The following is a 25173-nucleotide window of genomic DNA, read 5'->3' on the forward strand; positions in this document are numbered from 1 at the left end:
CCCGCCTCCGTGCGCTCAGGTGGCCGGGCATTCCCGGGCGAGGGCGGCGATGATCCCGGCAGCCTCGTGGCTGAGCGCGGTCAGCGCCTCGACCTGGTCGGGTGTCGGCATTTGCGGCCGCGTGCCGATCACGCACAGCGCGCCGAGCGTGTCGCCGGCTTCGGTGCGCAGCGGCGCGCCGGCATAGAAGCGCAGTCCGAATTCGCCGATGACCAGCGGATTGCCGGCGAAGCGGCGATCCCGGCTGGCATCGGGGACGATCAGCACCCGTTCCGGCGTCAGGATCGCATGGCCGCAGAAGGAGATCGCGCGATTGGTCTCGCACACGCCGAGGCCGATGCGCGCGGCGAACCATTGGCGATGCCGGTCGATGATCGACAATGCCGCCGTGGTCACGCCGAACAGGGCGGCGGCGCGCGCCACGATATCCTGCAGCGCCGGCTCGTCGGCGCGGCCGAGGATGCCGGAATGCTCCACGGCCGCCTGACGGCGCGCTTCGTCGGTCGGCCGCGTCGGCGGCGAATAGAAGGAGAGGAGCGAGGTCACGCCACCGCCTTCGTCAAGTAGGTGGGGTCGGCGCGGTCGATCTGGGCGAGCAGCTTCTGGAAATCGTCGGTGGTGCGCGGCGGCATGGCGGCGCGCATCGCCGCTTCGCTGAGATCGCCGCGACCGATGCGCAGCGCATTCTTGCCGCTGCGCTTGACCTCGTACATCAGCGTATCGGCCAGGGCGATGAGATCGTCCTCGCGGCCGACCTGACAGCCGTGGAGCACGATCGCGCCCATGCTGCACGTCACCGGCATGCCGGTCTGGAACAGGATGCGCGACAGGCGGGCGTGGAGCATCTCGGCGGTGGCGTCGCCGGCATCGCAATCCGGCACGGTGAGCAGCGCCACGAATTCGTCGCCACCGATGCGGGCGAAGAGATCGGTGTGGCGGATCGTGGCGGCGGCGGCTTCGGAGAAGGCGCGCAGCACCTCGTCGCCAGCGGAGTGGCCATAGCTGTCGTTGACGCCCTTGAACCCGTCCAGGTCCATATAGGCGAGGACCAGGGCGTGGCCACGGCGCTGGGCTGCGGCGACGGCGCGGCCCATCGCCTGTTCGAACGCGCCCTTGTTGAGCGCGCCGGTGAGCGCGTCGGTGGCGGCGCGCCAGCGCTCCATCTCGAGGGTCGAGCGCAGGCCGCTGACGATCAGCACCATCAGGCAGGCGGTGCCCAGCCTGTTCAGCCAGCTCAACACCGCCACCGGGCCAAGCGCGCCGAGTTGCGGCATGCTGGCGCGCAGCTGGACATAATGGACGGTGACGGTGATCAGCGAGGTGGCGACCGCGGTGACCACCCCGATCCGCTCGCCCAGCGTCCAGGCGGCGAAGCACACGATCAGCGTATAGGGCAAGGTCAGGCTCATCACCGGCCCCGTCGACAGATCGAGCGCGATCGTCGCCAGAAAGCTGGTAAGCGTGATCGCGGTCGCCGCCGGACCCGACAACGCCGTCATCAGGCCGACGAGGCGAACGAAATAACGCACCACCGGCGCGGGATTGGGAGGGACAGGCGCCAATGGTCGAACTCCGACACTCAAGGTCGGCTTATTCATGACCTGATAAAGTTAACGGCCAGTTCCCGCTTGGCGCCAGGCCCCCTCCATTCGTCGCAAAACCGCGGAATTTGCGCGGTTCACAGCTTCGCGGTCAGCTCCGGCACGATCTGGAAAAGATCGCCGACCAGGCCGATATCGGCGATCTGGAAGATCGGCGCGTCCTCGTCCTTGTTGATGGCGACGATCGTCTTGGAATCCTTCATGCCGGCGAGATGCTGGATCGCGCCGGAAATACCGACGGCGATGTAGAGCTCGGGGGCGACGATCTTGCCGGTCTGGCCGACCTGATAGTCGTTCGGCACATAGCCGGCGTCGACCGCGGCCCGGCTCGCGCCGACCGCCGCGCCGAGCTTGTCGGCCAGCGGCTCGATCACCTGCTCGAACTGCTCGGACGAGCCGAGCGCGCGGCCGCCCGAAACGATGATCTTGGCCGACGTCAGCTCCGGCCGCTCGGAGGCGGAGACCTCCTGGCCGACGAAGCTCGACAGGCCGGCATCGCCCGGACCCGACACCGCCTCGACGGCGGCGCTGCCCCCTTCGGCGGCGGCCTTCGCGAAGGCCGTGCCGCGCACCGTCAGCACGAGCTTGCCGGCAGGCGCCTTGACGGTGGCGATGGCGTTGCCGGCATAGATCGGCCGCGTGAACGTGTCGGCGCTCTCGACCGACAGGATCTCCGAGACCATCGCGACGTCGAGCAGGGCGGCGACGCGCGGCGCGATGTTCTTGCCGGAGGAGGTGGCCGGCGCCACCAGCGCATCGTGATCGGCCATCAGCGCGACGACCAGCGGCGCGACATTCTCGGCCAGCTGATGGCCATAGGCGGCGTCATCGGCGACATGGACCTTGGCGACACCGGCGATCCTCGCCGCCGCTTCGGCCACCGCGCCGCAGCCTTGGCCGGCGACCAGCAGATGGACCTCGCCCAGCTTGCCCGCGGCGGTCACCGCGGCGAGCGTGGCGTCCTTCACGACCGCATTGTCGTGCTCGACCAGAACCAGAGACTTCACGGCGTTACTCCCAGCGCCTTGAGCTTCGCGACCAGCGCGTCCACATCTGCGACCTTCTCGCCGGCCTGCCTCCGGGGCGGCTCGGCGACAGTCAGCGTCTGCAGGCGGGGCGTGGTGTCGACGCCGTAATCAGCCGGCGCCCTGGTGGCCAAGGGCTTGGACTTGGCCTTCATGATGTTGGGCAGCGAGGCGTAGCGCGGCTCGTTGAGACGCAGATCGGTGGTGACGATCGCCGGCGTCCTGAGGCTGACCGTCTCGAGCCCGCCATCGACTTCGCGCGTCACCGTCACGGCGTCGCCCGCTAGCTCGACCTTGCTCGCGAACGTGCCCTGCGGGCGGCCCATCAGGGCGGCGAGCATCTGCCCGGTCTGGTTGGAATCGTCGTCGATCGCCTGCTTGCCGAGGATGATGAGGCCGGGCTGTTCCCCCTCGGCGACCGCCTTCAGTATCTTGGCGACGGCGAGCGGCTCGACCGCATCGTCGGTCTGGACGAGGATGGCGCGATCGGCACCCATGGCGAGCGCGGTGCGCAGCGTCTCCTGCGCCTTGGCCGGGCCGATCGAGACCACCACCACCTCGGTGGCGGCGCCCTTCTCCTTAAGGCGGATCGCCTCTTCGACGGCGATCTCGTCGAACGGGTTCATCGACATCTTGACGTTGGCCAGTTCCACGCCCGACCCGTCCGCCTTGACCCGCGGCTTCACATTATAGTCGATCACCCGCTTCACGGGCACCAGGAGCTTCATCGCAGCCGGTTCCTATATTCAGCCAGTCCGACGCCGCATTCCCCCGCCGGGGCGCCCATGGCAATTGTGGACTTGCGAAACTGCGAACCCCGGACTTGCGAAGTCCGGGGCACGCCATGTCTCTGGATCAGGCGGCCTTCTTCACCTGCGCGACGATCTTGCGGGCGGCATCGCCTAGATCGTCCGCCGAGACGATCGGCAGGCCGGAGGCGGCGAGGATGTCCTTGCCCTGCTGGACGTTGGTGCCTTCCAGCCGCACGACCAGCGGCACCGACAGGTTCACTTCCTTCGCCGCGGCGATGATGCCCTCGGCGATGATGTCGCAGCGCATGATGCCGCCGAAGATATTGACGAGGATGCCCTCGACCGCGGGATCGCTGAGGATGATCTTGAACGCCGCCGTCACCTTCTCCTTGCTGGCGCCACCGCCGACATCGAGGAAGTTGGCCGGGAAGGCGCCATTGAGCTTGATGATGTCCATCGTCGCCATGGCGAGGCCGGCGCCGTTGACCATGCAGCCGATATTGCCGTCCAGCTTGATATAGGCGAGGTCGTACTTCGACGCCTCGACCTCCATCGGGTCTTCCTCGGTCAGGTCGCGCAGCGCCAGCACGTCGGGGTGGCGATAGAGCGCGTTGGAATCGAACGACACCTTGGCGTCGAGGACGAGCAGCTTGCCGTCCGTGGTCTCGACCAGCGGGTTCACCTCCAGCATCGACATGTCGGTGGCGACGAAGGCGTTGTAGAGCTGCTCGGTGACCTTGACCGCCTGCTTGTTGAGGTCGCCCTTCAGCTTCAGCGCGAAGGCGACGGCGCGGCCGTGATGCGGCTGGAAGCCCTCGGCCGGATCGATGGTGATGGTGGTGATCTTCTCCGGCGTGTCGTGCGCGACGGTCTCGATGTCCATGCCGCCCTCGGTCGAGGCGACGACGGCGATGCGGCCGGTGGCGCGATCGACCAGCATCGAGAGATAATATTCCCTGGCGATGTCGGCGCCGTCGGTGACGTAGAGGCGGTTCACTTCCTTGCCGGCCTCGCCGGTCTGGATCGTGACCAGCGTCTGGCCGAGCATTTCGCCGGCGTTCTTGCGCACGTCCTCGATCGTCCTGGCGAGGCGGACGCCGCCCTTGGCGTCCGCGGCGGCGCCCTTGAACTTGCCCTTGCCGCGGCCGCCGGCGTGAATCTGCGCCTTCACCACGTAAAGCGGGCCGGGCAGCGATTCGGCCGCCTTCACCGCCTCTTCAACGGTGAGCGCCGCATGGCCGGCCGGGATCGGAGCGCCGAACTTCGCGAGCAGTTCCTTGGCCTGATATTCGTGGATGTTCATGTCCGGCGGACTCCGATTGGCAAAAGGAGGGTTCGCGGGGGCCTAAAGCATGATTCTGCCCGCAGGCAAAGGCTCAAGGCCGCGCGAACAGGGTGACGGAGGCGACGTGGTTCATCCGCTTGCGTCCGCCGGGATCGTTGATCAGCTGGTTCAGATAGCCGAGCTCGATCGTCGAGCGGCCGGCCAGGGGCAGCTCGACGCCGGCGAAGGTGCGGATCTGGTCGAAGCCGCCGCGGGCGCCCCAATCGGTGTCGTTGAGGGCGACGAACGGCTCCGACCAGACCAGCGCGCGCGGTGCCTTCGGGCCGGCCACCGGATGGACATAGCGGATCATCTCGCGCGCCCGCCAGCCGGTGTCGCCGCCATTGGACAGGCGGCGATGCTCGAGCCGGGTGCGCGAGGAGAGGGTGCCCCCGGCGATATTGCCGAGCGTCCAGCTGATCTGGGTGAACAGCCGTTCCTCGTTGCGGTCCTGCCCGTGGCGGCCGGGCAGCATGATATGCGCATAGCCGCCATAGACGGTCAGCGCGTCCGAGAATTTCCAGCCGATCGCCGGCCTGAGCAGCAATTGATGCAGCCGGCCGGCATCGTCGCCCATCCGCCCCTGGATTTCGGCGAAGTAGGAGAGCCGGCCCTTGAGCGACCCCATCAGCGTCGCGTTGGCCCAGAGCTGGGCGTCTTCACTGGTGCCGGCCAAGGCCGGCGCGGCGAGGCAGGCGAACGCCGCCGCCGTCGCGCGGGTGAGGGAAAAAACCGGCAGGGTCGAGGACATGGGCGCTCCGCTTGGGCATGAACCAATCGCCCGGGCAGAAGCGATGCGTCCTCCTAGCGGCGAAGCGCACCGAATAATGTTTCAAAGTTGGTCGCGGCGCATCGCGAAGATCGTCTCGTGCGGCTCATAGGCCGTCATGCGCTGGAGCAGTTCGTCGAGCGTGTCGGCGGCGATCAGGATGCCGCGATGCTGCGGGCGGACGAACCCGGTCCCGGCCATGGTCGCCGCGAAGGCGATCAGCCCGTCATAAAAGCCGGCGACGTTGAGCAGGCCGACCGGCTTGGCATGATAGCCGAGCTGCGCCCAGCTCATCGCCTCCCACAATTCGTCCATCGTGCCGGTGCCGCCGGGGAGGGTGATGAAGCCGTCGCAAAGATCGGTGAACGCCTGTTTGCGGGCGTGCATGGTCGCGACGATGTCGAGCCGGGTGAGGCCGGTATGCGCCACCTCGCCGTTGACCAGCGCCTCGGGGATGACGCCGATCACCTCGCCCCCCGCCGCCAGCGCCGCGTCCGCCACGGCGCCCATCAGGCCGAGCCGGCCGCCGCCATAGACGATGCCGATGCCGCGCTCGGCGAGCGACCGGCCGACCGCGCGGGCGCTGTCGATGTACACCGGATCGGCGGGCGTCGCCGACCCGCAATAGACTGCGATGCGCTTCACGGGTGCGATTCCTCCAGCATCAGCTGCGCCGTCGCCTGCGCGGACGCGATCACGGCGGGGATGCCGGCGCCGGGATGGGTTCCCGCGCCGACGAAATAGAGATTGGGGATGGCGTCGTCGCGATGATGGACGCGCAGCCAGCCGGACTGGCTGAGCCGCGGCTCCAGGCTCCACGCCGAGCCGAGATGCGCCGAGACGTCGCGGCCGAGATCGGCAGGCGTGACATGGGCGCGGGTGACCAGCCGGTCGCGGAGGCCATGGATCAGCCGGCTCTCGACATGATCGAGAATGCGGGTCGCGTAGGCCTCGCCCTCGCCATCCCAGTCGATCGGGAGCTTGCCGAGATGCGGCACCGGCACCAGCGCGGTGAAGCTCGACATGCCCTCGAGTGCGAGGCCGGGATCGGTGACACTTGGATGATAGAGATGGATGAGGGCATCTGCCGACAGCACCCCATGCTCGTAGATGTCGCGGAACAGCCCGGCATAGCGCGGGCCGAACAGGATGCTGTGGTGGGGGATGCCGGGCCAGATTCCCTCGATGCCGAAATGCACCACGAAGGCGGACGGGGCGAAGCGCCGCCGGGCCAGCCGGTCGGCCGCCTTGCGGCCGCGATGGGTGTGGCCGAGCAGGCGCGCATAGCTCGCCACGACATCGGCGTTGGAGGCGACCGCGTCGAAATCGGCCTGCCAGCCGCTCGCCGTGCGCACGCCGGTGGCGCAATCGCCGCGGGTCTCGATCTCGACGGCCGCATCGCCGAGCATCAGCGTGCCGCCGAGCCGCTCGAACAGGCGGGCCATCGCCAGGGCCAGCGCCTGCATGCCGCCGCGCGGAAACCAGACGCCGCCGTCGCGCTCCAGCTTGTGGAGCCAGGCGTAGAGCGCGCTCGCCGTCATCGGGTTGCCGCCGGCCTGCAGCGCCTGGATGCTGAGCGCCTCGCGCAGATGCTCGTCCCTGACGAAGCGCGAGGCGAGCGCGTGGAGCGGCCGCCATGCCTGATGCCGCGCGAGCAGCGCCGCCGCCCGGGCCAGCCCGGCGCGATCGTCGAAGGCATGCGGCCCTAGCCCGTCGCGGACATCGCGCGACACGGCGGCGGCATAGCCGAGGAAGCGGCGATAGCCGCCGGCATCTTCCGGGCGGAGCGCGCCGATCTCGCGGATCATCGCCGGGTCGTCGTCGGAGAGGTCGAAACGGGTGCCATCCGGCCACATCAGCCGGGAGAAGGGCGTGACCGGCAGCAGCTCGACGTCGCGGGCGAGATCATGGCCGCTCAGCGCCCATAGCGCGTGTATCGCCTGCGGGTCGGTGAGCGTGGCAGGCCCGTCGTCGAAGCTGAAGCCCTGCCGGGCGCTGCCGCGGACCATGCCGCCGGGCCGGTCGCGCGCCTCGATCACGGTGGTGGCGATGCCCGCCGCCTGGAGGCGGATGGCCAGCGCCAGGCCACCGAAGCCCGCACCGATGACGGCAGCCCTCTTCATCCGGTCCATTCCATCACCCCGCGCCTGCCCGGGACTAGCGGATCAGGCGGGCTGCCCACAAGGGACGCGCATGCGCCAACGCACGACGAACGCGCAACGAGGCGGCAGGGTCGCGCCTTGGGCGACGGATTGCCCGGCTTCGTCGAGCAATGGGTGCCGCGGCCGGCACACCGCCTAAACGGCCGCAATCGACGGCCGGCGGAGAACGGCCGTTTCATCGCAGATCAAGGAAATCAGCCATGTTCTTCCGTTCGCTCGCGGCCGGCCTCGTCGCGCTCGCCGCCACCACCATGACCGTCCTCTTCTCGGCCGCTCCGGTGGAGATGGCCTATAGCTATCGCAGCACGTCCACGCTCGTCGCCTGATGGGGCGGCGACGGCCCACGGCCGGCTCCATTTTGGCGGGGCCGGCCGTCATGCTATAAGGGCGCGGGGTCGCTGAGGGGGTGCATCATGAAGATGCGCGGGTTGGTGCCTGTCCTGATGCTGCTGCTCGTCGCAGGCTGCAATTCCGAATCGAACGGCGCTGTCGAGAACGTGTCTGCCGAGGACAGTGCGGACGCAGTGCCGCCGCCTCCGCCGCCGCCGCCTCCGGGCGCGCTGGTTTTCTGCCCGGAGGTCGGGCGCCGCATCAGCCAGCAGGATTGCGACGACCTCACCGCCGTCGCCGATCAGGCGCGGCAGGGCGTCGCCGCCTTCAACGCGCCCGAGCCCATGTATCGCGGCAAGACGGTGACGCTGCAACTGGCCATCGGCTTCGCGCCGCCACCGGCCGAGCCCGGGGAGATGACGCCGGACAATGTCGCTGCCGGCTCCAACGACATCGCCGCGATCGGCACTCCCGACGTTGGCGAGGCGATCTCCAACGCCGCTGCCGGCCACAACCGGCCCGAGCCGGCGCGCGTGCGGCCGGTGCGGCCGGTGTCTCCGTCCGACACGGTCGGCCAGCTTCCCGGCAAAGTGGTCAGCTACCAGCCGGTGGTCGGCCGCTATATGCGCGCGACGCTGACCGGCGAGGGCTTCGCGATCAAGGCCCGCTCCGCCGAGCAGCAGGAGCTGTTCATCGGCGACCAGACGACCTGGGAATGGGATGTCACCGCGGAGAAGGGCGAGCGCCACGTCCTCACCCTCAAGACCGTGGTCGAGGGGGTCACCGCCGATGGCCGCCATTATCCGCTGCGCAGCACCACCCGCAACCAGGTGATCGACGTCAAGCTCAGCACCGCCGACAAGCTGCACGACTGGCTGGACGCGGTGCCGGGCTGGCTGAAGCTGGCGACCGCCGCGCTGACCGGGCTCGCCGCGCTGTTCGGCGCGGTGTGGGCGGTGGTTCGCGCCGCACGGGGCACCGCCAGGTAACGGCGCTTGGCAGGCCGGCCCGGTGGGCCTACAATCATGCCATCCCCGGGGGACCGCGCGCGCGGTTGAGAGGCGGCGATCCGGCCGCGACCCGTCGAACCTGATCCGGTTGACACCGGCGTAGGGAGGGAGATCGGGCCGCCCGCTCTCCATCCCGTCATTTGGAGAGCTTGCGCGATGGCCGATATCCCCGCCCGTACCGAGATGCGCGTCACCACCGGGCCGATCCGCGGCTCGGCCAAGATCCATGTCGGCCCGTATCGCGTCGCGATGCGCGAGATTTCGCTGGAGCCGGGCTCCGGCGAGGCGCCGGTGCGCGTCTACGACACCTCAGGCCCCTATAGCGATCCTGCTGCCCAGATCGACATCATGGCCGGCCTGCCGGAGCTTCGCCGCGACTGGATTCGCGGCCGCGGCGACGTCGAGGAATATCCCGCCCGCGCCGTGAAGCCGGAGGATAATGGCCAGCTCGGGCCGGACCGTTCCGGCGGCGTCCCGCCCTTTCCCCGCGTCCGCCCGCGGCCGTTGCGCGCGGTGGCCGGCGGCAATGTCACCCAGATGCATTATGCGCGGCGCGGCATCATCACCCCCGAAATGGAATATGTCGCGGAGCGCGAGAATCTCGGCCGCGCGCGGCTCGCCGATCATGTCCGCGACGGGCAGGATTTCGGCGCCGCGATCCCGGATTTCGTGACGCCCGAATTCGTCCGCGACGAAGTGGCGCGCGGCCGCGCCATCATCCCTGCCAACATCAATCACCCGGAAAGCGAGCCGATGGCGATCGGCCGCAATTTCCTCGTCAAGATCAATGCCAATATCGGCAATTCCGCCGTCGCCTCGGATGTCGCCAACGAAGTCGACAAGATGGTGTGGGCGATCCGCTGGGGCGCGGACACGGTGATGGACCTCTCGACCGGCCGCAACATCCACGACACGCGCGAATGGATCCTGCGCAACTCGCCCGTTCCGATCGGCACCGTGCCGATCTACCAGGCGCTGGAGAAGGTCGGCGGCATCGCCGAGGACCTCAGCTGGGAGATATTCCGCGACACGCTGATCGAGCAGGCCGAGCAGGGCGTGGATTATTTTACCATCCATGCCGGCGTGCGCCTGCCGTTCATCCCGATGACGGCGAAGCGGGTGACCGGCATCGTCAGCCGCGGCGGCTCGATCATGGCCAAATGGTGCCTCGCGCACCACAAGGAGAGCTTCCTCTACGAGCGCTTCGAGGAGATCTGCGAGATCATGAAGGCCTATGACGTGGCCTTCTCGCTGGGCGATGGCCTCCGCCCCGGCTCGATCGCCGACGCCAATGACGAGGCGCAATTCTCCGAGCTGGTGACGCTGGGCGAGCTTACCCAGATCGCGTGGAAGCATGATTGCCAGGTGATGATCGAAGGCCCCGGCCATGTGCCGATGCACAAGATCAAGGCCAATATGGACAAGCAGCTCGAGGCGTGCGGCGAGGCGCCCTTCTACACGCTCGGGCCGCTGACCACCGACATCGCGCCGGGCTACGACCATATCACCTCGGCGATCGGGGCGGCGATGATCGGCTGGTTCGGCACGGCGATGCTCTGCTACGTGACGCCGAAGGAGCATCTCGGCCTGCCGGATCGCGACGACGTGAAGGTGGGGGTCGTCACCTACAAGCTCGCCGCCCATGCCGCCGATCTCGCCAAGGGCCATCCCGCCGCCAAGGTGCGCGACGACGCGCTCAGCCTCGCGCGCTTCGAGTTCCGCTGGCGCGATCAGTTCAACCTGTCGCTCGACCCCGAGACGGCCGAGCAATATCACGACCAGACGCTGCCGGCGGAAGGCGCCAAGACGGCGCACTTCTGCTCGATGTGCGGGCCGAAATTCTGCTCGATGAAGATCACGCAGGAGGTTCGTGACTTCGCCGCGAAGCAGAACGCGCCCGCCGACAGCTTCCTCGCCGCCGAGGCCGGCATGGCCGAGATGAGCGAGAAGTTCCGCGAAAAGGGCAGCGAGATCTACCTGCCGGCCGCGGAGTGAGGCGCGGGCGGGCGCTGGCGGCCGGTCAGGCCGCCGCGCCCGCCGCGGTCAGCAGCACCTCGCCCTCGTCCTCGCCGTCCCAGTAATGGATGCGAGTGGCGTGGACTTTGATCATCGCGATGCCGGGCGTGTCGGGGCCCTGCTCGAACCAGCGATCGAGGTCCTTGGTCCAATGCTCGGCGAAGCGCGCCTTGTCGCGGATGATCTCGGCGTCCCCTTCCACCGATACGAAGAACGGTCGCTGGCCGAAGATGCCGGCCTTGCCCTGGAAGCTCAACCCGACGCGGGCGTCGCGGGTGATGTCGGCGACCATATGCGAGCCGGCCCAGGTAAAGAAATAGCTGTCGCCATCATAGGCGACGTCGCGATTGGTGCTCATCGGCCGGGCGGCGATGGCGTCGTTTTCGGCCCGGGTGGAGAGCATCGCGAAGTCGATGTCGCGCATCTTTTCGGCGATCTCGCCAAGGCTGCGGTCCGGCATGTTCGGGCTCCTCTCCATCATCAGCGGGAGTGTTTGAACGCCGGGCGGGCGGAAGGGTGCCCTGCCGAGGGTGTGAACCCTCAGGGGGCGATCCCGGCCATTGCCGTTATCGGCGTCGAACCCTATCCCGCCGCCGGACCCGGATCGGCCGGCAGGCGCCAGTCGATCGGCTTCTGGCCGAGGCTTTCAAGGAAGGCGTTGGCCCTGGAGAAATGGCGGCTGCCGAAGAAGCCGGTATGGGCGGAAAGCGGCGAGGGGTGCGGCGCCTTCAGCACCAGATGGCGGCCGCCGCGCTCGACACTGTCGACGAACGCCGCTTTTTTCTGGGCGTGGCTGCCCCACAGCATGAACACCACCGGTTCGGCGCGCGCGTTGACGAGGCGGATGACGGCGTCGGTGAATTTCTCCCAGCCACGGCCCTGATGGGATGCGGCCATGCTCATCTGCACCGTCAGCACCGCGTTGAGCAGCAGCACGCCCTGCCGCGCCCAGTGCTCGAGGAAGCCGTGACGGGCCGGCGGGATGCCGAGATCGGCCTCCATCTCCTTGTAGATGTTGACCAGGCTCGGCGGCACGCGGACATCCGGCCGTACCGAGAAGCACAGGCCATGCGCCTGGCCGGGGCCGTGATAGGGATCCTGGCCGAGGATGACGACGCGCACCTGATCGAGCGGCGTCAGGTCGAGCGCGCGGAACCACTCATTGGCCCGGGGGAAGATGCGCTTGCCGGCCTGTTTCTCGGCGACGAGGAAAGCACGCAACGCCGCCATATAGGGGCTGTCGAACTCGGCGCGCAGCGGCTCCAGCCAGCCGGGATGGAGTTTGACCTCGGCCATCGCCGCCTAGCCCTCCCCGAAGCGGTGAGGCAGGGCCGGCAGGCGGGCGACGAGGGCGGCGTGCAGCTCCTCGCGCCGCTCCCACAGCCGGGCATACCAGTCCGCCCGCGCCTGCGCCTGATCGGCGAACATGCGGGCGTCGCGGACGCCCTCCCACGCGGCGCGGGCCAGCGCGCGGCGGCGGGCCGGATCGTCGAGCAGGCCGGTGAGCAGAGGCGCCCAGTCGGCCAGCGTTTGTGCGATAAGGCCGGTCTCGCCGTCACGGATGCTCTCGGCATAGACCGCCGGGGAGGCGATGGCGGCAACGCCCTGCGACGCGGCCTCGACATATTTGATGTCGCTCTTGAACGTCTCCGCCTCCAGACCCTCGAGCGGCATCAGCACGATGTCGCACGCCGCCATCGCCTCCAGATAGGCGTCATAGGGCTGGGCCGGCAGGAAGCGCTTCCGCTCGGTGGGCAGCATCTCGAAGAAGCGCCGATCATGGACGACGGTGAATTCCGTGTCCGGGTGAGCGGCGATCGCCGCCGCCAGCGAGGCGGCGACGGGGCCGCTGAACCCCTCGCGATTCAGAGCGCCGTAGAACACCCGCGCCGGTCCCGCGCCACGTTCCGGAAACGGCGGCAGCGCGAAGGCGGTGTTGGGAAAGACGGCGACCTCGTGGTTGTGCGCGCGGATGGCGTGGGCGAGCGGCAGCGTCGAGGTCTGCACGGCATGGGCAGCGGCCGTCGCCAGCCATTTGAGCGGACTGTCCGGCTGATGGTGGACGCGCGCCATGAGGTCGGGGTGGTCGTCCAGCTCGGCGACGACGATCCAGCCATGGCGCACGGCATGGGCGATGGTGCCCGTCCAGGCCACCGGGTCCCGCGGCGCGGCGCGCTGGATGACGAGGACCTTGGGCGCGTCCACCGGGAGGTGCGGCAGCCGCGCCTCCGATTCCTGATAGCCGACGGTGAGATCGGGCACCGACTGGAGCTGTTCGGCCGGCAGGCGGGTGCGCACGTCCATCAGGCGCGGGGCGAGGGCGGCGATCTCGACATGGACGAGCGGGGCGGCGGGCCGCGCCGTCTTCTCCGCGACGACGACATATTGCAGCGTCGAGGCGCGCTGAATGAACGCCTGGCGATCCAGCCCCATATGCCGGGCGACGTCGGCAAGCGGGCCGATCCACTGCTGCGCGGTATCGCGATCGAGCAGAAACTGGCGCGGGCGCACCTTGCGCGTGCGATAGCCGGCGCGCACCAGCGCGTCCTCGAGCGACGCCAGCGTGAAGAAGCGCAAATGGGTGCGGTCGAACAGGCCCGAGTCGTCGCTCGGCCAGCGCCCGTTGATGAGGTGGTAAAGCGCTGACCAGTGGCCGACATTCGGCACGCTGAGCACGAGATGGCCGTCATCGCCAAGCAACCGGTAGAGCCGGGCGAGCACCGCGTCGGCATCGCGGAAATGCTCCAGCACGTCGCCGAGCACGATCGCGTCGAACGGCTCGCCGCCGGTGATCTCGGCGTCGCTCATCGCCTCGAAATCGCCGCGCAGCAGCCGATCGACCACCGTTTCGGCATGATCCGCGGAGGGCCCGTGCATTTCGACGGCGGTGTAATGGCCGAGCGGATTGCGCGCCTTGTACGCCGCGGCGAGCGCCCCCTCGCCGCAGCCGAGCTCCAGCACCCGGCCGGCTGCAAGCGGCACCCAGCGGAGCAGCTCCGGATTGACGTTGCCAAAATAGGTCATCGCCGAGCGATGCGCGAAATGATCGCGGGCGGCAAGCCGGACCCTAGGATCCTGGCGCCCAGCCGGCCGGGGCGCGGGTGAAGCCGGAGAAGGCGAAGCCCGGCACCACCACGCAGCTCAGCAGCGCCCAGCCCGATCCGGCATGGGCGGAACGCCAGTCGCCGGCGGCGACGAAATGCTGCGGCCGCTGGCCGGCGAGGATTTCGGGACCGAGCATCATCGTCGTGGTCGGCCCGCGGTCCCCGGCGGCGGCGGAGAGGGCGACGGGCGCGCCGGCGTGCCACAGCCACAATTCGCCGGCATCCATGCGATGCCAATGCGAAGTCTCGCCCGCTTCCAGCAGCAAATGGATGGCGGTGCCCGCCGAGCGGCCCTCGTCGGTCAGCGGCGCGCGCCACGTCTCGCGAAACCAGCCGCCCTCCGGATGTTGGGTCAGGCCCAGCGCAGCGATGATCTGGCGAAGCTTCTGCATCGCGACGGACTGTGTGCCGCCTCGCCGGGCCGTGCAAGCTGGCTGATCGGCCGGGCTCAGCGCGGCGCCAGCCAGCCGGCGAGCAGATAGGCGGCGACGCCGACCACGCCGAAACTGAACAGGGTGAGCAGCGCCACGGCGACGCGCACCAGCGTCACGTCGAGCCCGGTGCGCTGCGCGATCCCGGCGCACACGCCCATCAGCCGGCCATTACTGCGATCGAGTCGGAAAATCCCGGTCGTCATCGTCGGTCTCCTCAGGCGGCGGATCAGGCGGAGATGGCGCGGGCGACGGCCTGGCGCTCGGCGGCGCGGGCCGGACCGACGGCGGCGGTGATCAGCGTGGCGCTCATCACCAGCGCGCTGGCGACGGAGAGCATGGTGCGGGAAAGCTCGGACTTGAACATGATCATTCTCCTCAGCTGCGGAAGCGCCGTCATGCTGGGGAGATTGCACGGGTCGTGCCAAATGCTAACATACGATAATCTAATGATTATCGCGAACCAGGCGCAGTTTGCCGTTCCAACTCATGGCGAACTGCGCCAAGATTTCGCAATTGTCACCGCTAGCCGTTGACGATCGTCCCGCCATTGGGGTGTAGCACCTGCCCGGACATGTAGCGGGCATCCTCACAGGCGAGGAACAGGAAGGACGGCGCCACCTCATTGGGCTCGCCGGGGCGGCCCATCGGCGTGTCCTTGCCGAAATCCTTGAGCTTTTCGGGGCTCGCCCCGCCGCAGGGATTGAGCGGCGTCCAGATCGGCCCCGGCGCCACCGCGTTGACGCGGATCCCCTCGCCGACGAGGTTTTCGGACAGCGAGCGGGTGAAGGCGGTGATCGCGCCCTTGGTGGAGGAATAGTCGAGCAGCTCCTTCGAGCCCTGATAATTGGTGACCGAGGTACAGTTCACGATCGCCGCGCCACGTTTCAGGTGCGGGCGGGCGGCCTGGGTCATGAAGAACATGCCGAAGATGTTGGTCTGGAAGGTGCGGCGCAGCTGCTCCTCGGTGATATCCCGGATGTCCTGGTCGGGATGCTGCTCCCCGGCATTGTTGACGAGGATGTCGAGCCGGCCGAACGCGGCTACCGTCTCGGCGACGGCGCGATCGCAGAATGCCTTGTCGCCGACGTCGCCGGCGAGGGTGATGGCGCGGCGGCCCTCGGCCTCGACCGCGCGCCTGGTTTCGGCGGCGTCGTCATGCTCGCAAAGATAGACGATGGCGACGTCCGCGCCCTCGCGCGCGAACAGCGCCGCCACGGCGCGGCCGATGCCGCTGTCCGCCCCGGTGATCAGCGCCGCCTTGCCGGCCATCCGCCCGGAACCCGGATAGAGCGGCTGCCACTCCGGCTGGCGATCGAGCGCGCTCTCGTGGCCCGGCAGGCCATCCTCATGGATCATCGGTTCGGTGTCGGCCATCATCGTCTCTCTCTTCCACACGGGCTGTACCCCGTGGAGAGAACGGCCGCGGCCGCGAACGGTTCAGCCGTGCGGCAGGCTGGCGAGGGTGCGCCGCGCGCTCTCGGCGCTTTCCGGGCGGCAGCGGGCGAGGACGGTGGGGAAATCGAGGTCGAGGTTGCGGCCGAGGACATGGCCCATCGCCGCCTGGCAGGCCTCGGCGGAAGGGTAGGGCGTGCTGGCGATGCGCACCTCGCGGCATAACGCCTCGGCATCGCCGCAGCCCAGTATCGCCATGATGAACAAGGTCGGCCCCATCGTCCGATGCCCCCGATCCGCGGCCCGTCCGCGCTTCCTGCAGATTTCACGACAGGGCGCTGCGACAAAACGCTTCGTCGACGGAGCCGTTCCACCGCGCGACTGGCGTGGCGGCGCGGACGCCCTATCTTGGGCGCCGACATGCCACCTGCCCATTCGACCACGCCGGCGCCCGCGCCGCGCCCGCGCGCCGGCTTTGCCGCGCTCCGCCGTTTCCTCCCCTATCTGTGGCCGGCCGATGCGCCGGCGCTGCGCGCCCGCGTCGTCATCGCGCTGATGCTGGTGATCGGGGCGAAGGCGATCACCCTGCTGATGCCGTTCGCCTACAAGGCGGCGATCGACCGCATGGCGCCGGGTCTGGAGCCGGGGGTGGGGCTCGCCGTGGCGCTGGTCGCCGCCTATGCCGGCGCGCGCTTTGGCGGCGTGTTGTTCGACAATCTGCGCAACGCGATCTTCGAGCGGGTCGGCCAGGATGCGGCGCGGCGGCTCGCCGTGCAGGTGTTCGAGCATCTCCACCAGCTCTCGCTGCGCTATCATCTCGAGCGGCGCACCGGTGCCCTCACCCGCATTATCGAGCGCGGCACCAAGAGCATCGATTCGATGCTCTACTTCCTGATCTTCTCGATCGGGCCGACGATCCTCGAACTGGTCGCAGTGTGCATCATCTTCCTCGGCAAGTTCGGCTGGGGGATGGTGGGGGCGACGGTGGCGATGGTCATCGCTTATGTGGTGTTCACGCGCCGGGTGACGGAATGGCGCATCGGCGTGCGCCGCGAATGGGCGGAGTTCGACGCCCGCACCACGCAGCGTGCGGTGGATTCGCTGCTCAATTACGAGACCGTCAAATATTTCGGTGCCGAGCAGGTCGAGGCGCGCCGCTACGAAAGCGCCGTCCGCCAGCTCACCGACGCGACGGTGAAGGTCGAGGGCTCGCTCGCCGCGCTCAACATCGGCCAGTCGCTGATCACCAACCTGATGATGGCCGGCGCCATGGGCTATACGGTGTGGGGCTGGAGCAAGGGCCAGTTCACCACCGGCGACGTGGTGCTCGTCAATACCCTGCTCGCCCAGCTGTTCCGGCCTCTCGACATGCTCGGCATGGTCTATCGCGAGATCCGCCAGGGGCTGATCGACATGGAGGCCATGTTTGGCCTCGTCGACACGCCGGCCGAGGTCGTCGACAAGCCCGGCGCGGCGGCGCTTGCCGTTGCCGGCGGCGCGGTGCGCCTCGAAAATGTGCGCTTCGCCTATGATCCGGAGCGGCCGATCCTGAACGGCATCGACATCGACGTGCCGGCCGGACGCACGCTGGCAGTGGTCGGGCCGTCGGGCGCCGGCAAGTCGACGCTCGCCCGGCTGCTCTATCGTTTCTACGAGGTGACGGGCGGTCGCATCCTCATCGACGGGCAGGACATCCGCGAGGTCAGCCAGGCATCGCTGCGCGCGGCGATCGGCATCGTGCCGCAGGACACGGTGCTGTTCAACGACACCATCGGCTACAATATCGGCTATGGGCGCGACGGCGCCTCGCAGGCCGAGATCGAAGAGGCCGCGCGCGGGGCGGCGATCCATGATTTCATCGCCAGCCTGCCCGAGGGCTATGCCACCCGCGTCGGCGAACGCGGGCTGAAGCTGTCCGGCGGCGAGAAGCAGCGCGTCGCCATCGCCCGCACGCTCCTCAAGGACCCGCCGGTGCTGATCCTCGACGAGGCGACCAGCGCGCTCGACAGCCGTACCGAAGCCGATATCCAGGAGACGCTGGCGCGGGTGTCGGCGCGGCGGACGACGATCGTCATCGCGCATCGCCTCTCGACCGTGGTCGACGCCGACGAGATCGTGGTGCTGGAGGCCGGGCAGGTGGCGGAGCGCGGCACCCATGCGGCGCTGCTGCGCATGGGCGGGCTATATGCCGAGATGTGGAACCGGCAGGCCGCCGAGCGCGAGGCGGCCGAGGCGCTGGCGGCGGAGTAACCCCCGTCACCCGGAATTCGTTTCGGGGGCCGCTCCTCCACAGGCTTCGGAGAGTGCGGCCGGGTGGATGCCGAAGCAAGTTCAGCATGACGATGGCGTGAAACCCGCTAGAGACACGTCTGTGACCGATCCCGCCACCATCCTCCACCAGGTCTTCGGCTTTCCCGGCTTTCGCGGCGTGCAGGAGCAGGTGGTCGGCCGCGTCATGGCCGGGCGGCATACCGCCGCGATCATGCCGACCGGCGCCGGCAAGTCGCTCTGCTATCAGCTGCCGGCGCTGGCGCGGCCCGGCACCGGGCTGGTCATCTCGCCGCTGATCGCGCTGATGCACGATCAGGTGCGCGCCGCCACCGCGCTCGGTATCCGCGCCGCCACGCTGACCTCCGCCGACGATAACCGCGCCGAGACGATCGCCCGCTTCCGCGACGGCGCGCTCGACCTGCTCTATGCCGCGCCGGAACGCGCCAGCCAGGCGGGCTTCCGCGACCTCGTGGCGCGCGTGCCGCTGTCGCTGATCGCCATCGACGAGGCGCATTGCGTATCCGAATGGGGCCATGATTTCCGGCCGGACTATCGACTGCTGCGGCCGTTGCTCGATGCATTTCCCGAGGTTCCCCGCCTCGCGCTCACCGCCACCGCCGACGCGCATACCCGCGCCGACATACTCGCCCAGCTCGGCATCCCCGAGGACGGGCTGATCGTCGCCGGCTTCGACCGGCCGAACATCCGCTACACCGTCACCCCGCGCGACGGCATCGGCAAGCAGCTCGGCCAGCTCGTCCAGCGCATTCCCGGCCCCGGCATCGTCTATGCCGCCACGCGCGACATGACCGAGAAGCTGGCCGCCCAGCTCGGCGCTGGCGGTCGCGCGGTGCGCGCCTATCACGCCGGCCTCGATCCCGCCGTGCGCCAGCGCAACCAGGCGGATTTCGTCGCCTCCGAGGAGATGGTGATGGTCGCCACCATCGCCTTCGGCATGGGCATCGACAAGCCGGACGTGCGCTTCGTCGCCCATGCCGGCCTGCCGAAATCGATCGAGGGCTATTATCAGGAGACCGGCCGCGCCGGCCGCGACGGAGAGCCGGCCGAGGCGCACCTGTTCTGGGGAGCGGAGGATTTCGCCCGCGCCCGCCGCCGTGTCGAGGCCGAGGTGGAGGAGGCGCGCCGGCCCGGCGAGCGTACCCGGCTGAATGCGCTCGCCGCGCTGGTCGAGTCGCCCGGCTGCCGCCGCGCCATCCTGCTCCGTCATTTCGGCGAGACCCCGCCCGAGACCTGCGGCAATTGCGACAATTGCCTCGCCCCGCCGGCCACGGTCGACGCCACCGAGATCGCCCGCAAGCTGCTCTCCGCCGCCTTCCGCACCGAGATGCGCTTCGGCGTCAATCATCTCGCCGAGGTGCTGGCCGGCAACGACAATGAGAAGGTGCGAAGTTTCGGCCATCATCGCCTGTCGGTGTTCGGCATCGCCGACGCCGACGAGATCAGGCTGGTCAAGCCGGTGGCGCGCGCCCTGATCGCGCGGGATGCCCTGCGCGCCGACGAGTTTGGCGGCCTGTCCTTCGGGCCGGCGGCGCGGCCGATCCTCAAGGGCGAGGAGAGCGTGCCACTGGTCCTCCCTCCGGCGCGGCTGCGGACGCGGGGCGCCAGGGGCAAGGCCGCCGAGGATCATCCGCATGATCCGCTGTTCGAGGCGCTGCGCGCGTGCCGCCGCGACATCGCCCGCGAGCGCGGCGTGCCGCCCTATGTCATCTTCCACGATTCGACATTGCGGGAGATGGCGGCGTTCCGGCCGCGCGACATCCACGCGCTCGGCCAGATCACCGGAGTAGGCCAGGCCAAGCGCGAGGCCTATGGAGACGCGTTCCTGAACGTCATGCGCGAATGGAGGGAAGAATGAGCGAGTTCAAGAAGCTGAGCGACCAGGTCTTCGTCTCGCGGCAGATCACCGTCGCCGATGTCGAAGAGGCCAAGCGTCTGGGAGTGACGCTGATCATCAACAATCGTCCGGACGGCGAGGAGCCGGGCCAGCCCACCGCCGCCGAGATCGGCGCCGCCGCGAAGGCCGCGGGCATCGATTATCGCACCGTGCCGGTCGATCATTCCGGCTTTCGCCCCGAGCAGGTGGCGGCGATGGGCGAGGCGCTGGACGGTGCCAGTGGCCCCGTGCTCGCCTTCTGCCGATCCGGCATGCGCTCTACGGCGCTGTGGGCGCTGTCGCAGCGTGGCAAGGGTGCGGACGGCGCGGCGCTGATGTCGAGCGCGCGCAACGCCGGCTATGATCTCTCCTCAATCAGCGGCGCCTTGACCCGCTGACCCGCCCGTCGCCGGAAGGCAGACAAAAAAAGGGCCGGTCCCGAGGGGCCGGCCCTTAAGTTTTAGGAGAGGATGCCTGAAAGGCAGGTCCTTTTTCGCAACGAATCGGTCATTGTGCAAGTGCGTAATAGCGCTACACGGTTGCAAAGACTGCAATCAAGAAAATGGCCGTTTTACGAGGATGGGATCGGTAACATTTCGGGACGTTAGCCACTCTCGCCGACGCAAAAAAAGGCCGGCGGTTTTGCCGCCGGCCCAGTCTCTCTCGCAGGAGGAACCTGTCAGGAATTATAGGCGCGCTCGCCATGCTCGCCGAGGTCGAGGCCTTCGAGTTCGACCTCGCGGCTGACCCGGAGCCCGGTGACCAGCTTGGCGATGTAGATGGCGATGACGGTACCGATCGCCGCCCAGACGACCGTCGTCAGCACCGCCTCGATCTGCACGACCAGCTGGTGGCCGATGGCGAAATCCGGCTTGCCCGGGCCGCCGAGCGACGGGGCGTAGACGATGCCCGTGCCGATCGCGCCGATCATCCCGCCGATGCCGTGGACGCCGAACGCATCCAGCGCATCGTCATAGCCGAGCTTCGGCTTCATCACCGTCACCGCGAAGAAGCAGACCACGCTCGCCACCGCGCCGAGGACGATCGCGCCGAACGGGCCGGAATTGCCCGCTGCCGGCGTCACCGCCACGAGGCCGGCGACGATGCCCGAGCAGAAGCCCAGGGCCGAGCCCTTGTGACCGGCGGCGCGCTCCGCCAGCATCCAGACGAGGCCCGCGGACGCCGTGGCGACGAAGGTGTTGATCATGGCCAGCGCGGCCGAGCCGTTCGCCTCCAGCGCGGAGCCGGCGTTGAAGCCGAACCAGCCCACCCACAGCAGGCCGGTGCCGACGCCGGTCAGCGTCAGCGAGTGCGGCGCCATGCGCTCATGCGGATAGCCGTGGCGCTTGCCGAGGATGATCGCGGCGACCAGCGCCGAGACGCCGGCGTTGATATGGACCACCGTGCCGCCGGCGAAATCCAGCGCGCCCTTGGCGAAGAACAGGCCATTCGAGGCCCAGACCATGTGCGCCACCGGGAAATAGACGATGGTCAGCCAGACCAGCGCAAAGACCATCACGGCGGCGAACTTCATCCGCTCCACCGTCGAGCCGAGCACCAGCGCGACCGTGATCGCGGCGAACGTCATCTGGAAGCAGACGAACACATATTCCGGAATGGCGACGCCGGGCGTGAAGGTCGGCGCCACGCTGTCCGGGGTGATGCCGTGGAGGAACAGCTTGCCGAAGCCGGCGACGAAGGCGTTGCCGCCGTCGCCGAAGGCCATGGTATAGCCCCAGCACACCCACACCAGCATCGCCAGCGCCGCGACGGCGCCGATCTGCGTCATCGTCGACAGCATGTTCTTCGCGCGGGTGAGGCCGCCGTAAAATAGCGCCAGGCCCGGCACGATCATCGCCAGCACCAGCAGGGTGGAGGTCATCATCCAGGCGGTGTCGCCCTTGTTGACCGTGGGCGCGGCGGCGGCCGCCGCATCCTGGGCCCAGGCCGGCGTCGCCGCCAGCATGGCGAGGCCCGCCGCCGTCAATTTGGTAGAAAGACGCATCGCGTTCCCCCCCTTTCCCCGTTAGAGCGCGGTATCGTTGGTCTCGCCGGTGCGGATGCGTACCGCCTGGGCGAGATCGAGGACGAAGATCTTGCCGTCGCCGATTGCGCCGGTATTGGCGGTCTGCTGGATCGTCTCGACGACCCGCGGCGCGAGATCGGCCGAAGCGGCGACCTCGATCTTGATCTTCGGAACCATGTTGGTGCTGTATTCGGCGCCCCGATAGATCTCGGTCTGGCCCTTCTGTCGGCCGAATCCCTTGACCTCGGTGACGGTCATGCCCTGGACGCCGAGCGCGGACAGCGCCTCGCGGACTTCGTCCAGCTTGAACGGTTTGATAATCGCGATGACGAACTTCAATTTCGCCTCCCTCGCTTTGCAGCAGGAGAAGCATCGCAAGCAGCGTGCCAATTCCGCAGTGCAGCGGAATCGCGGACTATTTTGCAGGAGGAGGCCGCGGAGTCATTTCGCAGGCGCACAGGCTTTAGGCAGAGTAGAGCGAGTGCCTAGATTTTAGGCACTCGCTCCCGAGATTGTCGCGGATGGGTTAGGCCGCGGTGCCGCCCACCGTCAGGCCCTCGATCAGCAGGGTCGGCTGGCCGACGCCGGCAGGCACGGACTGGCCGCCCTTGCCGCAGATGCCGATGCCCTCATCGAGCGCCATGTCGTTGCCGATCGCCTTGACGCGCGTCAGCACCGAGGGGCCGTCGCCGATCAGCGTCGCGCCCTTGATCGGCGCGCCGAGCCGGCCATTTTCGATGCGATAGGCTTCGGTGCAGGAGAAGACGAACTTGCCCGAGGTGATGTCGACCTGCCCACCGCCGAAGGACTTGGCGTAGATGCCGGTCTTGACGCCGGCGAGGATCGCGGCCGGATCCTCGCCGCCGCCGAGCATGAAGGTGTTGGTCATGCGTGGCATCGGCGCGTGGGCGAAGCTCTCGCGGCGGCCGTTGCCGGTAGGCGCGACGCCCATCAGCCGGGCGTTGAGGCGATCCTGGATATAGCCCTTGAGGATGCCGTCCTCGATCAGCACGTTCGACTGGGTCGGCGTGCCCTCGTCGTCGATGGTCAGCGAGCCGCGCCGTCCCTCGAGCGAGCCGTCGTCGATGACGGTGACGCCGGGCGCGGCGACGCGCTCACCGATGCGGCCGGAGAATGCAGACGAGCCCTTGCGATTGAAATCGCCCTCCAGCCCATGGCCGACCGCCTCGTGCAGCAACACGCCGGGCCAGCCGGGGCCGCACACCACCGTCATCTCGCCGGCGGGCGCCGCCACCGATTCGAGATTGACCAGCGCCTGCGCCAGCGCGGTGTCGACCGCGCCCTGCCATATCGTCTCGTCGAACAGCCGGTCGTAGAGATAGCGGCCGCCAAGACCGTGAAAGCCGTTCTCGCGCCGGCCATTCTGTTCGACCACGATCGACACGTTGAGGCGGACGAGCGGGCGCACGTCATGGGCGACATGGCCGTCGGCGCGGACGATCTCGACCACGCTCCACGAGCCGGACAGGCCCACCGTGACCTGCGCGACGCGGGGATCGCGCGCGCGGGCGGCGGCGTCGATGCGCTGGCAAAGCTCGACCTTGCGCGCGAAGGGGACGAGGCTGAGCGGATCGGCGTCGGTGTAGAGGCGGGTGTTGGTGCGGCGCGGCGGCGGCGCCTTGGCGCCCGTAGCGGGATCGAGCAGGGTCAGCGTCTCGGCGGCGCGGCGGATCGCCGCTTCGCTGATCTCGTTGGCATGGGCGAAGCCGGTGGTCTCGCCGGAGACGCCGCGCAGGCCGAAGCCTGCCTGGGTGTTGAAATCCGCGGTCTTCAGCCGGCCATCGTCGAAGCCGAAGCTCTCGGAGGCGAGATATTGGAGATAAAGCTCCCCGTCATCGCAGCTTTTCAGGGCTTCGGCGGTGAGGCGCTGCGCCGCGTCCGGGTCGAGGGCGTCGCGATAGATGAAGCTGCGGGGATCGGTCATGCGCGTCGATATAGGCGCGCTGCCGCCGCGGCTCAATGATCGGCGGGGCCGCCTTCCAGCACGAAGCGGCGATCGCAATAGCCGCATTCGACATAGCCGCTCTCGTCGATCTCGAGAAAGACACGCGGATGGCCGAGCGCGGCGCCGCCGGGAATGTCGGACGCGCCATCGCAGGCGACGCGGCTGGTTTTGACGCGGAGGGTTTCGGGCGGCTGGGTCACGGCATCGGCCATTAGCGAAGCGCGCGGCGCATCGCAATCGGCTGGAAGGGCGGATGGCGGCGCTCAATCATCAGGGCAGATCGCCAGATTGGCGGTGCGGCCGGATTCGGTGGCGAGGCGAAGGAAGCCCGTCAGCAGCGTGCCGATATTCTGCGCCGGCAGCGGGGCGATGGCGCCGAGCAACTCGTCGGCCGAGACGCAGCCGCGCGTCCCGATCTTGTTGAGAAGCGCGTTAGATACCGCGCCGGTGAGCAGCGGGCGCAGCATGTCGTCGCCGGCATCGACGGGCAGGTCGCGGCCCGCCATCTTCATGAACGCGGCGCGCGCGCCCGGCCAGCGCCGATCCGACTCGCCGCCAAGCCGCTCGACAAAGGCTGCCGAGCCGCTGTTCAGGAACGCTGTGTCAGGCAGGGTAGCGGCGCATTTGTCGGCGATCCCCCTGACCACCACCGGCATCAGATAAACGACGAGGTCGGTCGCCTCGGCGCGGGTGAGGCAGGTCTGCGCAGCCACGCCCTGGGCCGGCAGCGCGAGCAGCAAGGCCGCGGCCATCGCCTTGTTCAAACCTGTCTCCTGCGATCGTCCCCGGCCGTTCGCGCTTCCCCCCATGCAAAAGCGACGCGGCTTAGCCAAGCCCTGGCGACAGGAATTTCAGGCGATGCCGGATCCCTCGATCGCCGGCGCATGCACCGCCACCGGCGGATGCAGGAACGGCGCGACCGTCGCCAGCACCGCGGCGGCGAGCGCCGTGACGGCGGCGAGGCGGGCGGAGCGGAAAGGAGCGAACCGGATCATGACCCGAGCATGCCGGAGCGATCCCTAACATTGTCTTGGCGGACAGGGTTAATGACGGCGATTGCGGGCTCGCAACGACGCCGGCTTCGCTCTATCTGACGG

Annotated in this window: 28 protein-coding genes and 1 riboswitch; of the genes, 6 read left to right on the forward strand and 22 right to left on the reverse strand. The window is 68.7% G+C overall.

Going from position 1 to position 25173, the window contains the following annotated elements; translation table 11 throughout:
- Positions 1 to 15: 15 nt before the first annotated feature.
- The 8 genes from KOF26_RS04230 to crtI all read right to left on the reverse strand — a co-directional run bounded on the left by KOF26_RS04230 (position 16) and on the right by crtI (position 7594).
- Entirely contained in the window at positions 16 to 546 is a 531-nt protein-coding gene (locus tag KOF26_RS04230; protein WP_216320615.1) for a GAF domain-containing protein, read from the reverse strand.
- Positions 543 to 1562, reverse strand: coding sequence for a GGDEF domain-containing protein (locus KOF26_RS04235; protein ID WP_216320617.1), 1020 nt, complete (start codon positions 1560 to 1562; stop codon positions 543 to 545). The genes KOF26_RS04230 and KOF26_RS04235 overlap by 4 nt, the downstream gene beginning before the upstream one ends.
- Before the next feature lie 116 nt (positions 1563 to 1678).
- The gene (locus KOF26_RS04240) at positions 1679 to 2608 is read right to left on the reverse strand and encodes an electron transfer flavoprotein subunit alpha/FixB family protein (protein ID WP_216320619.1); all 930 of its coding nucleotides are present in this window, start codon (positions 2606 to 2608) and stop codon (positions 1679 to 1681) included.
- Positions 2605 to 3354, reverse strand: a complete 750-nt coding sequence (locus KOF26_RS04245; RefSeq protein ID WP_216320621.1) for an electron transfer flavoprotein subunit beta/FixA family protein — start codon at positions 3352 to 3354, stop codon at positions 2605 to 2607. The genes KOF26_RS04240 and KOF26_RS04245 overlap by 4 nt, the downstream gene beginning before the upstream one ends.
- A gap of 127 nt (positions 3355 to 3481) precedes the next feature.
- Positions 3482 to 4681, reverse strand: coding sequence for an ADP-forming succinate--CoA ligase subunit beta (gene sucC / locus KOF26_RS04250; RefSeq protein WP_216320622.1), 1200 nt, complete (start codon positions 4679 to 4681; stop codon positions 3482 to 3484).
- Between the two features lie 73 nt (positions 4682 to 4754).
- Positions 4755 to 5453: a DUF2490 domain-containing protein gene (locus KOF26_RS04255; protein WP_216320625.1), complete on the reverse strand. Its 699-nt coding sequence runs from the start codon at positions 5451 to 5453 to the stop codon at positions 4755 to 4757.
- A gap of 81 nt (positions 5454 to 5534) precedes the next feature.
- Positions 5535 to 6116: an LOG family protein gene (locus tag KOF26_RS04260; protein WP_216320636.1), complete on the reverse strand. Its 582-nt coding sequence runs from the start codon at positions 6114 to 6116 to the stop codon at positions 5535 to 5537.
- Positions 6113 to 7594: a phytoene desaturase family protein gene (crtI, locus tag KOF26_RS04265; RefSeq protein ID WP_435876838.1), complete on the reverse strand. Its 1482-nt coding sequence runs from the start codon at positions 7592 to 7594 to the stop codon at positions 6113 to 6115. Before crtI ends, KOF26_RS04260 begins: the two co-directional genes overlap by 4 nt.
- 239 nt (positions 7595 to 7833) lie before the next feature.
- Here crtI and KOF26_RS17270 point away from each other — a divergent pair, with 239 nt between their 5' ends.
- The 3 genes from KOF26_RS17270 to thiC all read left to right on the forward strand — a co-directional run bounded on the left by KOF26_RS17270 (position 7834) and on the right by thiC (position 10968).
- A complete protein-coding gene (locus KOF26_RS17270; RefSeq protein WP_301183107.1) occupies positions 7834 to 7959 on the forward strand; it encodes a hypothetical protein in 126 nt (41 codons plus the stop codon).
- Between the two features lie 87 nt (positions 7960 to 8046).
- A complete protein-coding gene (locus KOF26_RS04270) occupies positions 8047 to 8952 on the forward strand; it encodes a hypothetical protein (protein WP_216320642.1) in 906 nt (301 codons plus the stop codon).
- A 36-nt stretch (positions 8953 to 8988) separates the two neighbouring features.
- Positions 8989 to 9096, forward strand: a riboswitch (TPP riboswitch).
- Positions 9097 to 9129: 33 nt separating this feature from the next.
- On the forward strand, positions 9130 to 10968 hold the full coding sequence (gene thiC / locus KOF26_RS04275; RefSeq protein WP_216320646.1) for a phosphomethylpyrimidine synthase ThiC: 1839 nt from the start codon (positions 9130 to 9132) through the stop codon (positions 10966 to 10968).
- A 25-nt stretch (positions 10969 to 10993) separates the two neighbouring features.
- On the opposite strand, the gene KOF26_RS04280 is transcribed toward thiC, so the two are convergent.
- The 8 genes from KOF26_RS04280 to KOF26_RS04315 form a co-directional block, all read right to left on the reverse strand.
- On the reverse strand, positions 10994 to 11449 hold the full coding sequence (locus KOF26_RS04280; RefSeq protein WP_216320649.1) for a pyridoxamine 5'-phosphate oxidase family protein: 456 nt from the start codon (positions 11447 to 11449) through the stop codon (positions 10994 to 10996).
- A 122-nt stretch (positions 11450 to 11571) separates the two neighbouring features.
- Positions 11572 to 12285 (reverse strand): uracil-DNA glycosylase, encoded by a 714-nt coding sequence (ung, locus tag KOF26_RS04285; protein ID WP_216320651.1) that lies wholly within the window; start codon positions 12283 to 12285, stop codon positions 11572 to 11574.
- A 6-nt stretch (positions 12286 to 12291) separates the two neighbouring features.
- Positions 12292 to 14013 carry a methyltransferase domain-containing protein gene (locus KOF26_RS04290; RefSeq protein ID WP_216320653.1) on the reverse strand — a complete coding sequence of 574 codons (1722 nt, stop codon included), beginning with the start codon at positions 14011 to 14013 and terminating at the stop codon, positions 12292 to 12294.
- Between the two features lie 43 nt (positions 14014 to 14056).
- Positions 14057 to 14485, reverse strand: coding sequence for a cupin domain-containing protein (locus tag KOF26_RS04295; RefSeq protein ID WP_216320655.1), 429 nt, complete (start codon positions 14483 to 14485; stop codon positions 14057 to 14059).
- A 56-nt stretch (positions 14486 to 14541) separates the two neighbouring features.
- Entirely contained in the window at positions 14542 to 14730 is a 189-nt protein-coding gene (locus KOF26_RS04300) for a PspC domain-containing protein (protein WP_216320657.1), read from the reverse strand.
- A gap of 23 nt (positions 14731 to 14753) precedes the next feature.
- Positions 14754 to 14891: a hypothetical protein gene (locus KOF26_RS04305; RefSeq protein WP_216320660.1), complete on the reverse strand. Its 138-nt coding sequence runs from the start codon at positions 14889 to 14891 to the stop codon at positions 14754 to 14756.
- A gap of 158 nt (positions 14892 to 15049) precedes the next feature.
- Positions 15050 to 15901, reverse strand: a complete 852-nt coding sequence (locus KOF26_RS04310) for an SDR family oxidoreductase (RefSeq protein WP_216320673.1) — start codon at positions 15899 to 15901, stop codon at positions 15050 to 15052.
- Positions 15902 to 15964: 63 nt separating this feature from the next.
- Positions 15965 to 16198, reverse strand: coding sequence for a hypothetical protein (locus KOF26_RS04315; RefSeq protein ID WP_216320676.1), 234 nt, complete (start codon positions 16196 to 16198; stop codon positions 15965 to 15967).
- A gap of 141 nt (positions 16199 to 16339) precedes the next feature.
- On the opposite strand from KOF26_RS04315, the gene KOF26_RS04320 reads away from it, so the two are divergent.
- The 3 genes from KOF26_RS04320 (at position 16340) to KOF26_RS04330 (ending at position 20482) form a co-directional block, all read left to right on the forward strand.
- A complete protein-coding gene (locus KOF26_RS04320) occupies positions 16340 to 18169 on the forward strand; it encodes an ABCB family ABC transporter ATP-binding protein/permease (protein WP_216320690.1) in 1830 nt (609 codons plus the stop codon).
- A 121-nt stretch (positions 18170 to 18290) separates the two neighbouring features.
- The gene (recQ, locus tag KOF26_RS04325) at positions 18291 to 20066 is read left to right on the forward strand and encodes a DNA helicase RecQ (protein ID WP_363181788.1); all 1776 of its coding nucleotides are present in this window, start codon (positions 18291 to 18293) and stop codon (positions 20064 to 20066) included.
- A complete protein-coding gene (locus tag KOF26_RS04330) occupies positions 20063 to 20482 on the forward strand; it encodes a protein tyrosine phosphatase family protein (RefSeq protein WP_216320697.1) in 420 nt (139 codons plus the stop codon). The genes recQ and KOF26_RS04330 overlap by 4 nt, the downstream gene beginning before the upstream one ends.
- A gap of 281 nt (positions 20483 to 20763) precedes the next feature.
- Here the strand turns inward: KOF26_RS04330 and KOF26_RS04335 are convergent, their stop codons facing one another.
- The 6 genes from KOF26_RS04335 to KOF26_RS04360 all read right to left on the reverse strand — a co-directional run bounded on the left by KOF26_RS04335 (position 20764) and on the right by KOF26_RS04360 (position 25071).
- A complete protein-coding gene (locus KOF26_RS04335) occupies positions 20764 to 22089 on the reverse strand; it encodes an ammonium transporter (protein ID WP_216320700.1) in 1326 nt (441 codons plus the stop codon).
- A 21-nt stretch (positions 22090 to 22110) separates the two neighbouring features.
- Complete coding sequence (locus KOF26_RS04340) at positions 22111 to 22449, reverse strand: P-II family nitrogen regulator (protein ID WP_216320702.1); 339 nt, start codon at positions 22447 to 22449, stop codon at positions 22111 to 22113.
- 187 nt (positions 22450 to 22636) lie between these two features.
- Positions 22637 to 24055, reverse strand: coding sequence for a metalloprotease TldD (tldD, locus tag KOF26_RS04345; protein ID WP_216320704.1), 1419 nt, complete (start codon positions 24053 to 24055; stop codon positions 22637 to 22639).
- A gap of 32 nt (positions 24056 to 24087) precedes the next feature.
- Complete coding sequence (locus KOF26_RS04350; protein WP_216320706.1) at positions 24088 to 24276, reverse strand: zinc-finger domain-containing protein; 189 nt, start codon at positions 24274 to 24276, stop codon at positions 24088 to 24090.
- A gap of 63 nt (positions 24277 to 24339) precedes the next feature.
- Complete coding sequence (locus KOF26_RS04355; protein WP_216320707.1) at positions 24340 to 24840, reverse strand: hypothetical protein; 501 nt, start codon at positions 24838 to 24840, stop codon at positions 24340 to 24342.
- Between the two features lie 87 nt (positions 24841 to 24927).
- Positions 24928 to 25071, reverse strand: coding sequence for a hypothetical protein (locus tag KOF26_RS04360; RefSeq protein WP_216320709.1), 144 nt, complete (start codon positions 25069 to 25071; stop codon positions 24928 to 24930).
- Positions 25072 to 25173: the final 102 nt, after the last annotated feature.

This window comes from Sphingomonas quercus (genome assembly GCF_018863195.1).
GTDB classification, from domain to species: domain Bacteria; phylum Pseudomonadota; class Alphaproteobacteria; order Sphingomonadales; family Sphingomonadaceae; genus Solisphingomonas; species Solisphingomonas quercus.

Coding starts and splice junctions, on each gene's coding strand:
- KOF26_RS04245 (WP_216320621.1), bottom strand. CDS start 3,354: ATGAAGCTCCTGGTGCCCGTGAAGCGGGTGATCGACTATAATGTGAAG.
- sucC (WP_216320622.1), bottom strand. CDS start 4,681: ATGAACATCCACGAATATCAGGCCAAGGAACTGCTCGCGAAGTTCGGC.
- KOF26_RS04255 (WP_216320625.1), bottom strand. CDS start 5,453: ATGTCCTCGACCCTGCCGGTTTTTTCCCTCACCCGCGCGACGGCGGCG.
- crtI (WP_435876838.1), bottom strand. CDS start 7,594: ATGAAGAGGGCTGCCGTCATCGGTGCGGGCTTCGGTGGCCTGGCGCTG.
- KOF26_RS17270 (WP_301183107.1), top strand. CDS start 7,834: ATGTTCTTCCGTTCGCTCGCGGCCGGCCTCGTCGCGCTCGCCGCCACC.
- KOF26_RS04270 (WP_216320642.1), top strand. CDS start 8,047: ATGAAGATGCGCGGGTTGGTGCCTGTCCTGATGCTGCTGCTCGTCGCA.
- thiC (WP_216320646.1), top strand. CDS start 9,130: ATGGCCGATATCCCCGCCCGTACCGAGATGCGCGTCACCACCGGGCCG.
- KOF26_RS04280 (WP_216320649.1), bottom strand. CDS start 11,449: ATGCCGGACCGCAGCCTTGGCGAGATCGCCGAAAAGATGCGCGACATC.
- ung (WP_216320651.1), bottom strand. CDS start 12,285: ATGGCCGAGGTCAAACTCCATCCCGGCTGGCTGGAGCCGCTGCGCGCC.
- KOF26_RS04290 (WP_216320653.1), bottom strand. CDS start 14,013: ATGACCTATTTTGGCAACGTCAATCCGGAGCTGCTCCGCTGGGTGCCG.
- KOF26_RS04295 (WP_216320655.1), bottom strand. CDS start 14,485: ATGCAGAAGCTTCGCCAGATCATCGCTGCGCTGGGCCTGACCCAACAT.
- KOF26_RS04300 (WP_216320657.1), bottom strand. CDS start 14,730: ATGACGACCGGGATTTTCCGACTCGATCGCAGTAATGGCCGGCTGATG.
- KOF26_RS04305 (WP_216320660.1), bottom strand. CDS start 14,891: ATGTTCAAGTCCGAGCTTTCCCGCACCATGCTCTCCGTCGCCAGCGCG.
- KOF26_RS04310 (WP_216320673.1), bottom strand. CDS start 15,901: ATGGCCGACACCGAACCGATGATCCATGAGGATGGCCTGCCGGGCCAC.
- KOF26_RS04315 (WP_216320676.1), bottom strand. CDS start 16,198: ATGGGGCCGACCTTGTTCATCATGGCGATACTGGGCTGCGGCGATGCC.
- KOF26_RS04320 (WP_216320690.1), top strand. CDS start 16,340: ATGCCACCTGCCCATTCGACCACGCCGGCGCCCGCGCCGCGCCCGCGC.
- KOF26_RS04330 (WP_216320697.1), top strand. CDS start 20,063: ATGAGCGAGTTCAAGAAGCTGAGCGACCAGGTCTTCGTCTCGCGGCAG.
- KOF26_RS04335 (WP_216320700.1), bottom strand. CDS start 22,089: ATGCGTCTTTCTACCAAATTGACGGCGGCGGGCCTCGCCATGCTGGCG.
- tldD (WP_216320704.1), bottom strand. CDS start 24,055: ATGACCGATCCCCGCAGCTTCATCTATCGCGACGCCCTCGACCCGGAC.
- KOF26_RS04360 (WP_216320709.1), bottom strand. CDS start 25,071: ATGATCCGGTTCGCTCCTTTCCGCTCCGCCCGCCTCGCCGCCGTCACG.